The sequence below is a fragment of the Phaeobacter sp. 11ANDIMAR09 genome (assembly GCF_001294455.1).
GTDB lineage: Bacteria > Pseudomonadota > Alphaproteobacteria > Rhodobacterales > Rhodobacteraceae > Pseudophaeobacter.
Map to the genome: position 1 here is coordinate 1 of NZ_LIKT01000049.1, position 11,205 is coordinate 11,205.

Annotated in this window: 11 protein-coding genes and 2 pseudogenes; 4 read left to right on the forward strand and 9 right to left on the reverse strand. The window is 56.6% G+C overall.

Annotation, left to right across the window (positions count from 1 at the left end; genetic code table 11):
- The 3 genes and pseudogenes from AN476_RS21325 to AN476_RS21335 all read left to right on the forward strand — a co-directional run.
- Window positions 1-223, forward strand: a pseudogene (locus AN476_RS21325) (aggregation factor core); the annotation flags it as partial.
- A 13-nt stretch (window positions 224-236) separates the two neighbouring features.
- Window positions 237-1,760 (forward strand): cryptochrome/photolyase family protein, encoded by a 1,524-nt coding sequence (locus AN476_RS21330; RefSeq protein WP_054463790.1) that lies wholly within the window; start codon window positions 237-239, stop codon window positions 1,758-1,760.
- Window positions 1,757-1,963 carry a DUF2805 domain-containing protein gene (locus tag AN476_RS21335; RefSeq protein WP_054463791.1) on the forward strand — a complete coding sequence of 69 codons (207 nt, stop codon included), beginning with the start codon at window positions 1,757-1,759 and terminating at the stop codon, window positions 1,961-1,963. The genes AN476_RS21330 and AN476_RS21335 overlap by 4 nt, the downstream gene beginning before the upstream one ends.
- A 6-nt stretch (window positions 1,964-1,969) precedes the next feature.
- Here AN476_RS21335 and AN476_RS21340 read toward each other — a convergent pair whose 3' ends face one another.
- The 3 genes from AN476_RS21340 to AN476_RS21345 are packed head-to-tail and all read right to left on the reverse strand — an operon-like array spanning window position 1,970 to window position 4,832.
- Window positions 1,970-3,175, reverse strand: coding sequence for an FAD-binding domain-containing protein (locus AN476_RS21340; RefSeq protein WP_054463798.1), 1,206 nt, complete (start codon window positions 3,173-3,175; stop codon window positions 1,970-1,972).
- Entirely contained in the window at window positions 3,172-3,303 is a 132-nt protein-coding gene (locus tag AN476_RS22655) for a DUF2256 domain-containing protein (protein WP_216598412.1), read from the reverse strand. The genes AN476_RS21340 and AN476_RS22655 overlap by 4 nt, the downstream gene beginning before the upstream one ends.
- Window positions 3,304-3,305: 2 nt before the next feature.
- Entirely contained in the window at window positions 3,306-4,832 is a 1,527-nt protein-coding gene (locus AN476_RS21345; RefSeq protein ID WP_054463792.1) for a deoxyribodipyrimidine photo-lyase, read from the reverse strand.
- Between the two features lie 282 nt (window positions 4,833-5,114).
- Between AN476_RS21345 and AN476_RS21350 the strand changes: the two are divergent.
- Window positions 5,115-5,746 (forward strand): annotated as a pseudogene (locus AN476_RS21350) (tyrosine-type recombinase/integrase).
- A gap of 221 nt (window positions 5,747-5,967) precedes the next feature.
- On the opposite strand, the gene AN476_RS21355 reads toward AN476_RS21350, so the two are convergent.
- The 6 genes from AN476_RS21355 to AN476_RS23290 all read right to left on the reverse strand — a co-directional run.
- On the reverse strand, window positions 5,968-7,608 hold the full coding sequence (locus AN476_RS21355; protein ID WP_054463793.1) for an acyl-CoA synthetase: 1,641 nt from the start codon (window positions 7,606-7,608) through the stop codon (window positions 5,968-5,970).
- A gap of 3 nt (window positions 7,609-7,611) precedes the next feature.
- Window positions 7,612-8,412: an enoyl-CoA hydratase gene (locus AN476_RS21360; RefSeq protein ID WP_054463794.1), complete on the reverse strand. Its 801-nt coding sequence runs from the start codon at window positions 8,410-8,412 to the stop codon at window positions 7,612-7,614.
- 11 nt (window positions 8,413-8,423) lie between these two features.
- Window positions 8,424-8,873, reverse strand: coding sequence for an OsmC family protein (locus tag AN476_RS21365; protein ID WP_054463795.1), 450 nt, complete (start codon window positions 8,871-8,873; stop codon window positions 8,424-8,426).
- Window positions 8,874-8,949: 76 nt separating this feature from the next.
- Window positions 8,950-10,092, reverse strand: coding sequence for a glycine cleavage T C-terminal barrel domain-containing protein (locus AN476_RS21370; protein ID WP_054463796.1), 1,143 nt, complete (start codon window positions 10,090-10,092; stop codon window positions 8,950-8,952).
- Window positions 10,093-10,256: 164 nt separating this feature from the next.
- Window positions 10,257-10,745 (reverse strand): Lrp/AsnC family transcriptional regulator, encoded by a 489-nt coding sequence (locus AN476_RS21375; RefSeq protein WP_054463797.1) that lies wholly within the window; start codon window positions 10,743-10,745, stop codon window positions 10,257-10,259.
- A 228-nt stretch (window positions 10,746-10,973) separates the two neighbouring features.
- Window positions 10,974-11,205: hypothetical protein (locus AN476_RS23290; RefSeq protein WP_216598410.1), on the reverse strand; the 232-nt coding region annotated here is incomplete at its 5' end.

The window sequence follows — 11,205 nt, forward strand, 5'->3', positions numbered from 1 at the left end:
AGGGGATCAACGGATCACTTTGAATCTGACAAGCCTTCCCATAAAACAGTCGATTGCCTTCACCATTGATGTCGATGATACGGCTGGTACCCGAGAAATTACCGTCGCTGACGGTGAGATGAGCGGCACAACCGTGTCTCTTCATGTCGCAGATAAAACCTATACTGCGGTCATAGAAACCGGTGCGCAAGTCACGCTTGAGTCTCCCGATTGTGCCTTGTGAGGTCGCGTAAACCATGAAGCTTAGGCTTGTTCTTGGCGATCAACTGACCACCTCGTTGGCGTCTTTGTCAGACGTCGGCACTGATGATTTGATCTTGATGTGTGAGGTCAAGGAAGAAGCGACTTATGTTAAACACCACAAAAAGAAGATCGTGTTTGTGTTCAGCGCAATGCGACACTTTGCACAGGCGCTGCGGGATCAAGGTCTGAACGTTCACTATGTGACATTTGACGACCCATGCAATGCTGGATCCTTGCGGGGACAGGTTGAGGCGCTGATCCAAGACTATACTATCTCGGAGGTCGTCCTGACCAAGCCGGGCGAGTTCCGGCTGCTGGCTGAGTTCGAAACATGGTCTGACCAACTAAAGCTCCCTGTTGAATTACGCGAAGATGACAGGTTTCTCGCAACGCAGGCCGAGTTCGCAGCCTGGGCCGGGGGCCGGAAGCAACTGCGGATGGAGTATTTCTACCGCGAGATGCGGCGCAAGCACCGGGTGCTGATGGGCGGACCCGACCCCATTGGTGGGCAGTGGAATTTCGACGCGGACAACCGAAAGCCGCCGCCAAAAACTTTGAGCGTTCCTGAACCTTTCAAAGCGCGTGATGATACCATTGTCGAAGCGGTCAGCGAGGTCGTAGCGCGCGAATTTCCGGATCATTTCGGCGATATTCATCCGTTCCATTTCGCTGTGACCCGCGAATGTGCGTTGCAGGCGCTAGACATGTTTATCAACGAACGTCTCGCGCTATTTGGCGACTATCAAGACGCGATGGTTCAAGGCGAACCATGGATGTATCACAGCCATATCGGACTCTATTTGAACTGCGGATTGCTGACCCCTTTGGAGTGCATCACGAAAGCTGAGGCGGCTTATCATGAGGGTCTCGCTCCTTTGAACGCTGTCGAAGGGTTTATCCGACAAATCTTGGGATGGCGCGAATATGTCCGCGGGATCTACTGGTTGAGAATGCCTGCGTACAAGTCGGAGAATGCTCTGGACGCGCACCGGCCCTTACCTGATTTCTTTTGGACGGGTGAGACACAGATGAACTGCGTGCGCCAATGCGTGCTCGAGACCAAACAAAACGCTTATGCTCACCACATCCAGCGCTTAATGGTCCTTGGCAATTTTGCATTGATCGCGGGCCTTGCACCTGACGACGTGAACGAGTGGTACATGCTGGTCTATGCCGACGCCTATGAATGGGTCGAGCTGCCCAATGTCAGCGGCATGGTCCTGTTCGCTGATGGCGGCGTTTTGGCGTCGAAACCCTATGCTGCCAGCGGGACCTATATCAAAAAGATGTCCAACTATTGCGACAGTTGCAGTTATAAAGTGTCCGTTAAAAATGGCCGCAAGGCCTGCCCGTTCAATTACCTTTACTGGGATTTCATTGATCGCAACGCCGAGGCTTTGCACCGCAATCCGCGGATGGGATTTATGTACAAAACACTTGCCCGGATGAGTAACGAAAAACGCGCAGCCATCGCGGATGACGCACTGCGTTTCTTCAAGGAGATTGGCCCGCAATGAAGACGTTCACCGAGGCTCAAATCAGTGACATCGTTCAAATGGCGCTCAGTGATCATGTCAGCTTTGCGAGTATCCGATTAGAATACGGGATTGGCGAAAAAGACGTTCAAGCCCTTATGCGTCGTGAATTAAAAACCGGCAGCTACAGAGCGTGGCGCAAACGCGTGCGCGTGTTCTCTGATCGTCGTGAGACCTATAAGTAGCGCAATCTAGGCCGCAAAACCGAGCGCGCGAAGAACATGCGGTATCTTCTTCTTAAGACCAAAGAACCCCTTGGTCGCATATGGCCACGCCAACGTATCGTAGTCGCGTCGGACTTGGTGCAATGTAATGCCAGCGTCACGTAAGTTCAGCTCGGCTAACTGATCGGCAACGGTGCCCACAGGCGCGAAACCTGTAACCACGGTCTTTGTCTCTGCGACCGATGCGGCGTCGATGATCTGACCGCTCCAGTCGGAGCGCGTGTTGACCACCGCCCCGCTGGATACTTCGACCGCGCCCGTAGCGAAAGACAGCACCAATGGACTAACTTCAAACGACGGCGTGGCAAGCACACCTAAGCGCGCCTTGGGCGAATGCGCTAGGACCGTCTCGATTTGGCAATCCTCGCCAGTCACCAACAGTGAAAAATTGCCGTCCGGCATCGGGTCAATTGTAGGTAATGGAACGCGGTGATGCTCAAACGGCTCTGTCAGCGGTTCGGCAACTGTGGCAAGCTGTCCTACGGGATGGAAACGCCCACCAGTGTATTTCGCGATGTTGTCTGGGCGGGCCAAATAGGTCTTTCCCTTGGTGTGTAACCCACCAACCCAACGCCAGCTTAGCGTATTCGATGCAGGATCACCATCGATCAGGTGCCGCAAGAAAAAGTCAGCGCCCAGCTGCCACGGCAAACGCAGCGTGAAAATCCAAATAGAGGCGAACCACATTCGTGGGTGATTGTGTAAATAACCCGTCCGAACCAGTTCCTGCGCCCAATGGTCAAAACACGCGATGCCAGTGCGCCCGGCAATGGCATCTTGGTAGTCAGAATACCGGGTGCCGTCATTCAAAGCCCGTGCGAGACCATACTGATAGGTCGCCCAAACGCTGGGGCGTTGCTCCAGCCAACCCTTGAAATAGGTCCGCCAAAATACCTCTTGTATGAATTTCTCGGCGGCGGATATCGAGTGATGCGCAAGCACCGCGTGCAGCACCTCTTCCTCAGTGATCAGGCGGTGTCGTATCCAAGGCGATAGAACCGAAACATTTCTGCGCAGCGCTGTCCCAAAATCATGGTTGCGCTGACGGGCGTAAGGCTGCCCAGTACGTGACGCGAACTTTTCAAGGCGCGCCAAGCCCGCCTGCCGTGTCGGCGTGAATTCGACTGTCTCAGACGGAAGCTCGAGTTCTTGGAACATGTCTTGATCGTTCATGAAGATCGCCTGCACCGTTCGGAGCAATAACGCACTTCATCCCACACTTTGGCCCATTTCTTTCGCCACGTGAATGGACGACCGCATGTCACGCAGATCTTGCTGGGCAGGTCTGATTTACGCCGCATCTTCATGGCCCGTCTCCAAATGGTAAACTCATTTGGTTTGGGTCAGCTGTCTTCGCACGGCGTGCGTACTTACGTGCTGCTCCTTTACGGCTGCCATGTTTCGCCACCACTGCAGACGCCTCGGCCCGGAATTCATCCCCCCGGCGCACGGCCCAGATCCGCTCCCGCGCCTGCTTAGCTGCCGTAAGGTGGTCCACGATCTGCTCTGGATAGGTCTTGCCCAAAACATCGCCCGCGTTCTGTGCTTTCCATGGCTCTTGTAAGTGCTCATCCGGGATCGCGGATAGCTCGGGCACCCATTTGCGAGTGAATACCCCCGTAGGATCTTGATCATAGCCCTGTTTCACAGGGTTATAAATCCGCACGGTGTTGATGCCCGTGGTGCCCGATTGCATTTGAACTTGGCTCCAATGAATGCCCGGCTCGTAATCTGTGAAATACCGCGCAAGCTGTAATCCTGGGGCCCGCCAATCCAGCCATAGATGATAACTTGCCGTCGCCATGACCATCGAGCGCATCCGAAAATTCAACCAGCCTGTCGCTCTTAGATACCGCATGCAGGCATCCACAAAGGGCAGGCCGGTTTCGCCCTTCGCCCATGCCGCGAGACGCTCTTGATCAGGTGCGGAGGGGCGAATGCCGTCATATTTACGATGCAGGTTTCGTAACTCGAGACTTGGCTCATCCTCTAATTTTTGCATGAAGTGGCAATGCCAGTGCAGTCGGCCATTAAAGGACTTCAAAGACGCCCGCCATGGCGCATTTCCTCGCACCGGGTTGGCCTTCAATTCACGTTGTTTATCCCATGTGCGCTGGGTCACTTCGCGCATCGATAGCGTGCCCCATGCCAAATGCGGCGACAGGCGCGAGCACGCACGTTCCCCCGAAACTGGTGAGGACATCGCGCTGCGGTACTGCTCGCCGCGCTCGGTGAGGAAACTTTCTAGAAGGCTCAAGCCTCTTCGCCGCCCACCTTTTTGACGCAACTCACATGGATCAAGCGCAAGCCCCAGATCGCGCGCGTTCGGGATATGCCCAACATCAACGCTAACGGGCTTTAAGGCAGGTGCAACGGTGACGGGCTCGGCCATGAATGCATCCCACTGCCCCGCCCAACCGTTGCGCGAGGCCAGGCGGCGCTGAACACCGTGATTTTTGATCTCGGTCCACCGAATGCCGTGCGCGCGACACCACGCAGCGACGCGTTGATCGCGCTTGAAGGTCCAATCATTGCCCGTCTCTTCGTGAGACCAGAGCCCATCAATCTGGACGTGCTGCGACAGCGCTTCAAGTACCTGCGTTACGTCGCCCGTCCGAACAGCTAGTGGTTGGCCGCAGGCCTTTAGATCAGTCTGCAACTCGTGCAAACCTTCGGCGATAAACGACCATTGCCGCCCAGACACATCAGGCTGCCCCCAAAGCGAAGGCTCGGCGACGTAAAGCGGCAGCACATCTCCTTGCGCCGCAGCCCGTGCCAGCGCGCGATGGTCCTGTACTCGGAGATCTCGCTTAAACCAGACAATTTGCAATAGGCCCTCCAAAGGGTAAGTGCTTTGAAAAGCATCTAGACCGATTTCCCAAGCACTCAACGATCGTCCAGAAAATCGCTCGCCGGAACTACTACTAATTTCACATTGCGGCCATTCGTGCGTGATGAAGCACCGGCGACTTTGGGCTCAGAGCCGCCTATTGCTTGCACGGCAACGATCTTCATCGCGCGTCTCGGACACGGCCCTTCGATCAGACGGTAGGATCGTCCTGTCAGCGCGGTGCTGATGATTGGGTGTGGAGGGAGGATCGGAGGGCATATCATGCCAAGAGTCCAACTTCCCGCAACCACCCCGAAACGCAGAGCCTGGAACAAGGGGCGGATCATCGGTCAGAAACGGCCCTTGCTGCCAAAACAGGTCTGGGCGATCCGGGCACGGCTCGAACTTGCGGGCTATCTGCGTGATCTAGCTTTGTTCAATGTCGCCATCGACAGTAAGCTGCGCGGCTGTGATCTCGTCAGATTGGCGGTGTCTGATCTGGTAAAAAATGATCGCGTGCGAGAACGCGTTTCGGTGATCCAGAGCAAGACTAAGCGACCGGTGCAGTTCGAATTGACCGAAAACACTCGTGAAACCGTCTTGGCCTGGGTCAAGTCACCCGAGATGTTTGCGTGTAGTTTCATGTTCCCAAGCCGGTTCCATGACCGCCCACACATCTCAACACGCCAATATGGGCGCTTGGTGCGTGATTGGGTGACGGCGATTGGGCTTGAACCGAGCGGATATGGCACCCATTCGCTCCGGCGGACAAAGGCGGCGGAGATTTATCGAAAACTGGCAACCTCCGCGCGGTCCAACTGCTTCTCGGCCACACGAAGGTCGATAGCACTGTTCGTTACCTTGGGGTGGAACTGGAAGATGCCCTAAGTATCGCAGAGCGGATCGATATCTGAGCAACCTTGGCGAGCGGCGCTGCCGTTCGCCATTTCAAAGCAGATGTCTGTCCCTCATGCGGCGTTGGTCGGTGCTGAGCCCATTTTACCCAATGCTGCAAAGTGCGAGAATGGCTGCTATGTGAACCGACGGATCAAAAAATTAAGAGATGATACGGCGATCGCCTAGGGAGCTGTCACAGCTCTCCATTAATAACCGTTGAGTACTGATGGGCGTTGGCTCAAGATTGTGCGGCGATATCCTTCGCTTGCTCACGCAGAGCAAATTTTTTAATCTTGCCGGTCGACGTTCTTGGAATGGTTGTCACGACAAACTGACCGGGAACCTTGTAGGCTGCCAGCCTGTCACGGCACCATGTCCGCAGCGCCTCGGTGTCAATCTTCTGGCCCGGCGCGAGTTCGATGAACGCGCAGGGGGTTTCGCCCCATTTCTCATGCGGCATGGCGACAACAGCGGCAATCTCGATGGCGGGGTAGCTGTAAAGCACTTCTTCGACCTCGATCGAAGAAATGTTCTCGCCGCCCGAAATGATAATGTCCTTTGAGCGGTCCTTGAGCTGGATATAACCATCGGGATGGATCACGCCCAGATCGCCGGAATGGAACCAGCCGCCCTCAAAGGCCTGCCGCGTGGCAGAGGGGTTACGGAAATAGCCCTTCATCACGACGTTGCCGCGGAACATGACCTCGCCCATCGTCTCGCCGTCGCGTGGGACGGGCTTCATGGTTTCAGGATCAAGCACATCGAGCCCCTCGAGAGGCAGATAGCGCACGCCCTGGCGTGATTTCAGCCGCGCTTGTTCTTCGCCGGGTAGGGATAACCAGCTTTCATGCCAATCGTTCACCACGGCAGGGCCGTAGGTTTCGGTGAGCCCGTACAGGTGGGTTACGTCAAAGCCTGCGGTTTTCATATCGGCCAGCAGCTTTTCGGGGGGCGGTGCGGCGGCGGTGAAAAATTGCACAGTGTGATCGAGCGCACGCTGGACGTCCGAAGGCGCCGAGATCAGCAGCGACATGACGATCGGCGCGCCGCAGAGGTGGGTCACTTTTTCATCAGAAAGCGCGTTCCAGATCGGCTCGGCCCGCACCTGCCGCAGGCAAACGTGCGTGCCGATGATCGCCGAGAGTGTCCATGGAAAGCACCAGCCGTTGCAGTGGAACATTGGCAGGGTCCACAGATAGACCGCGTGTTTGGCCATTGAAGTGGTCAGCGCGTTGCCTTGGGCCAGCAGATAGGCACCGCGGTGGTGCGAGACGACACCCTTGGGATCGCCAGTCGTCCCTGAGGTGTAGTTGATCGAGATCGCGTCCCATTCATCTTCGGGCATGAGCCAGTCAAACGTGGGATCGCCGATTGCGACGACATCCTCGTAGTCTGGCCCGTCAAACGCAATGCGTGCCCCGTCATATTCCGGGTCATTCACCAGGATCACCAGTGGGTCGACCTCGGCCAGCGCTAGCGCCTCTTGCATCAGCGGCAGGAACTCGGCATCAACGATGACGATCTTTGACATCGCATGATCGAGCTGAAAGGCGATGATCGCCGCGTCCAGCCGCGTGTTGATTGAATGCAGCACACCGCCGCACATTGGCACGCCATAGTGGCATTCGAGCATGGCTGGTGTGTTGGGCAGCATCACCGAGACGGTATCGCCCCGCCCGATGCCTTTGTTCGCAAGGGCCGAGGCAAGCTTTCGCGCGCGGGCATAGAAGCTGGCATAGCTGCGCCGCAGGGGGCCATGGATGATGGCAGTATGTTCGGGGAATACCGTGGCGGCGCGTTCAAGGAAGGTGAGCGGCGTCAGCGGCTGGTGGTTGGCCGGGGTGCGGTCTAGGTCGGTGTTGTAGGGGTTCACACTCATTTTTTAAGCATCCTGCCACTGGGGCGCGCGCTTTTCTATGAAGGCGCCGATGCCTTCCTCGGCGTCGCGCGCAAGCATGTTATCGACCATAACTTGGCTGGCGTAGTCATAGGCCTCGGCCAGCGGCATTTCGCGTTGTGCATAGAAGGCGCGCTTGCCCGTGGCCAGCGTCATCGATGACTTGGAGGCAATCTTGCGGGCCATTTCCAACGTTGCCTCTTGCAGTATGTCTTCGGGCACTGCGCAATTGACGAGACCCATCTCGGCGGCGCGGGCGGCAGGCGTCATGTCACCTGTCAGAAGCATTTCCATCGCGTGTTTGGCCGAGACGTTGCGCGACAGGGCGACCATGGGGGTCGAGCAGAAGAGGCCGATGTGAACGCCCGGCGTACTGAACTGGGCCGTGTCCGCCGCAACCGCCAGATCACAGCTGGCCACGAGTTGACAGCCCGCCGCGGTGGCGACGCCCGTCACTTCGGCGATCACCGGCTTGGGGCAGTTGACGATGCCCTGCATCACGCCCGAGCACATGGACATGACTTTGGCGAAGTACGCTTTGCCGCCATCCGCGCCCGCGCGGCCCGCTGTCATTTCCTTCAGATCATGACCGGCACAAAAGGCAGGACCATTGGCGGCAAGGATGATGACACGCACCGCCGAGTTTTGCCCGGAATCGGCAATAGCTGTGCCCAAAGCGCCCAGCATCGCTTCGGAAAGCGCATTGCGGTGGGCCACATCATTAAGCGTGAGACGCAGGACACCAGCATCACCCAGTTCAGAGAGGAGAATGTCTGTCGCAGTCATGGGGCGCTCCTTCAGCGGATGTTGATCTCGACGCTGTCAGCCAGGGTGTTGGCGATAAAACAATAGCGGTGTGCGCGGTCCTGCATCTGGGCCAACTGCGCATCATCCACGGCAAAGCCGGTGTCAAAGCGCACCACAGGGTGCAAGTCGATTCGTGTGACCGACATCTGGCCCTTGGTATTCTTGCCCAGATGCGCTTCGGCAAAATCGTGATAGCTCGCCACGGGCCAGCCCGTCTTTGCAGCCAGAGCCAGGAAAGTCATCATATGACAGCTGGAGAGCGCGGAGGCCAGCGCTTGCTCAGGGTTGGTGTTGGCAGGGTCGCCGCCCCAGTCGGGCGCAGAATCGACCTGAACGTCATGGCCACTGTTGTATTGGACGGTGTGCTCGTTGGAGTATTTGCCGGTCTGCAAAACGGGCTCGGCGCGCTGCCAATGCAGCTCGATGGCAAGATCAGACATATCTTAGGTCTCTTGTTGGCTGAGAAGACGCCCGGCGCGTAGATCAGGACGCACGCACCGGGAAACACGCGTAACCTTAGGCCGCAGCAATCTTTTTCTTTGGGTCGTAGAAGGGGCGCTCTACGATTGTTGCGGCCACCGCACCCGATGTGGTGACGACCTCAACCTCTGCACCGATGTTGGCGTGCGCGGCGTCGACCATCGCCAGCGCAATGTTTTTCTCAAGGCGCGGGGAGTAGACCGCCGATGTCACCTTGCCGATCGCCTCGCCGCCGAAGTTGATCTGCCAGAAAGTCGTATTCGGCCCGGTCAACGGGTCGCAGTCGATCACGAGGCCGATCTGCTGGCGCTTGGGGCCTTCATCCCTGATGCGGCGCAGTGCGGCCTTGCCGATGAAATCAGCTTCCATGTCGAGGTTCACAAGACGGTCAAAGCCGAGCTCGTAGGGGTTGGTGTGGATGTCGGCATCGGCATGGTAGGATAGCATGCCGCCCTCGATCCGGCGGATCGACGAGGTGTGCCCAGGCTTGAGGCCATGCTGCATACCTGCGGCCATGATCCGTTCCCAAAGCTGATCGCCTTGTGATCCATCACGCAAGTAAAGCTCGTAGCCCAACTCACTTGACCAGCCTGTGCGCGAGACGATCAGCGGGATGCCATCCAGATTCACGTCACGCAGCCAGTAGTATTTTAGGTCCATGATGTCTTCACCGAAGAGCTCTTGCATGATGAGACCCGAGTTCGGGCCCTGAAGCTGAAGCGGAGAGACATCAGGTTCGCAGATCGACACGTCCATACCCGAATGCACAGCCACGCCCTGCGCCCAAAGTAAGATGTCGCTGTCAGCCAGCGAAATCCAGAAGTGGTTTTCGGCAAGGCGCAGGAGGATCGGATCGTTCAGGAGGCCGCCCTCTGCGTTGGTGATCAGGATATACTTGCACTGGCCCACTGCCATCTTCGACAGATCACGCGGGGTCAGCATCTGGACGAATTTCGCAGCGTCCGGCCCGGTGATCTCGACCTGGCGCTCGACGGCCACATCACACAGGATCGCCTCGTTCACGAGGTTCCAGAAGTTCTGCTCCGGATCGCCGAAATCACGGGGAATATACATATGGTTGTAAACAGAGAACCCCTTGGCGCCCCAGCGAACTGTCGCGTCAAAATACGGAGATTTGCGAATTTGTGTGCCGAAGCCAAAGCCGTCTGATTGTGTCATGTTTTCGCCCTCGTAGCAGGTGGTCTGACAGACCCGTGAAGTGGTAAAACCTGCTGGTGATATAGATCGAAAAACTTGGAGATACTGGACTTAAAAAAGCGCGTTCACAGGCTGAACGGCCTAAAAAACCCTCGGTTTTCAGACTGTTCAGCCTGCACCTGTTTTCATGATCTGTTTGCGACAAGTTTTGCCAGATTTGGTCTACTCGTCTTGACCTGCCGGGTTGCAATGTAGGTCATGTAGCGGTCGATTTGCAGATCGGCTGACAGCATCTCTTCCATCATCGCTTGAAAAGCAGCCAGGCTTGGCGTTGCGGTCTTCATCACATAATCCATCCCGCCACCTGTCGCGACGCAGTCTGTCACCTCATCCAAGCCCTGAATATAGGCTTCAAAGCGTTCGAAATCCGACTTGCGATGATGGGTGAGCGAGACCGTCACAACAACTTGAGTGAAATCGACAATGCGCTCCAACGCGAGCGTGGCGTGATACCCACGAATGTAGCCTGCAGCCTTTAGACGATCGAGCCGCGCCCAGCAGGGTGTTGGCGACAGGTTCACCAGCTCGGCCAATTTGGTTTTGCTCAGTTGTCCATACTGCTGAACAGCGCTCAGTATGCGGATATCTGTTGCATCAAGGCTGAGTTTTTTCATGAGACAGTTACTCCGCTGGAGTGCAGGGCGTAGTCTGACAGTTGCCCAGATTTTGGAAGATGAAGACATTTAGACGCTGAATACCGAAAATGCATCTCGTTTTCCGCCCCTTTCTCTCCTAAGCCCGCCAATTTTGCCATTGCTACGTCTCAGGCCAGTAAACCTCCGACCCGAATTGACGCCCTGGACCACGACAAAGATCTACGCCGCGATAGGAACTTTGGCGCATCATTCGACGCAAATCTGTGCGGCAAGCAGACGTTGGCGCAGCCGCAGCGAAATGGTGCTTCGTCCGCGACTCGATTGTAAGAGCAGACTGCAGCGAATGGACAGATTGGAATCCGACGAAACCAACGCCGGTGAACGGCTGGTTCGGTGAAACCATTTGCGCTGCCGCAAATGTAACGCTGCAACTGCGAGGATTTTCTGCGTCAGCATTAGCCGCGTCAGCAAAAGGCGG

What these genes read in the sequence shown, in the direction of transcription:
- AN476_RS21330 (WP_054463790.1), top strand. Translation starts at nt 237, where the DNA reads ATGAAGCTTAGGCTTGTTCTTGGCGATCAACTGACCACCTCGTTGGCG.
- AN476_RS21335 (WP_054463791.1), top strand. Translation starts at nt 1,757, where the DNA reads ATGAAGACGTTCACCGAGGCTCAAATCAGTGACATCGTTCAAATGGCG.
- AN476_RS21340 (WP_054463798.1), bottom strand. Translation starts at nt 3,175, where the DNA reads ATGAACGATCAAGACATGTTCCAAGAACTCGAGCTTCCGTCTGAGACA.
- AN476_RS22655 (WP_216598412.1), bottom strand. Translation starts at nt 3,303, where the DNA reads ATGCGGCGTAAATCAGACCTGCCCAGCAAGATCTGCGTGACATGCGGT.
- AN476_RS21355 (WP_054463793.1), bottom strand. Translation starts at nt 7,608, where the DNA reads ATGAGTGTGAACCCCTACAACACCGACCTAGACCGCACCCCGGCCAAC.
- AN476_RS21360 (WP_054463794.1), bottom strand. Translation starts at nt 8,412, where the DNA reads ATGACTGCGACAGACATTCTCCTCTCTGAACTGGGTGATGCTGGTGTC.
- AN476_RS21365 (WP_054463795.1), bottom strand. Translation starts at nt 8,873, where the DNA reads ATGTCTGATCTTGCCATCGAGCTGCATTGGCAGCGCGCCGAGCCCGTT.
- AN476_RS21370 (WP_054463796.1), bottom strand. Translation starts at nt 10,092, where the DNA reads ATGACACAATCAGACGGCTTTGGCTTCGGCACACAAATTCGCAAATCT.
- AN476_RS21375 (WP_054463797.1), bottom strand. Translation starts at nt 10,745, where the DNA reads ATGAAAAAACTCAGCCTTGATGCAACAGATATCCGCATACTGAGCGCT.